We start from the raw sequence: 296 nt of genomic DNA, 5'->3' as shown, positions 1-296 counted from the left end.
TACCTGCGCCGCCTGAACAATTCCGAGCTGGCCAACGCCGAATCGCTGTGGCTGGGCATCAAGATCGAAAACCGTTTGCAAAACCGGGAAGCGGCAGCCCAGCTGGGCACCCAGCTGCGCCGCCGTTTCCCCGAATCGCGCGAGGCCGGGGCCTTGGAGCGGGGAGCTTTCAATGAGTGACGTGGCCAACGCCGCCGAGGTGGCGACCGCGCCGAACCTGTTGCCCCAGACCGCGTTGCGCCAGGCGCGCGAGCGGGCGGGGCTGGCCCTGCCGGCCCTGGCGGCCATGCTGAAGG

The 296-nt window shown here is 69.6% G+C and carries 1 pseudogene; it reads left to right on the top strand.

Annotation, left to right across the window (positions count from 1 at the left end):
* Positions 1-180 (top strand): annotated as a pseudogene (locus tag HA630_RS27325) (type IV pilus biogenesis/stability protein PilW); the annotation flags it as partial.
* Between the last annotated feature and the right edge of the window lie 116 nt (positions 181-296).

The organism is Aquabacterium sp. A08 (assembly GCF_011742065.1).
The sequence above is the reverse complement of the archived record's forward strand: the minus strand, read 5'-3'. Positions and strand labels throughout refer to the sequence as shown.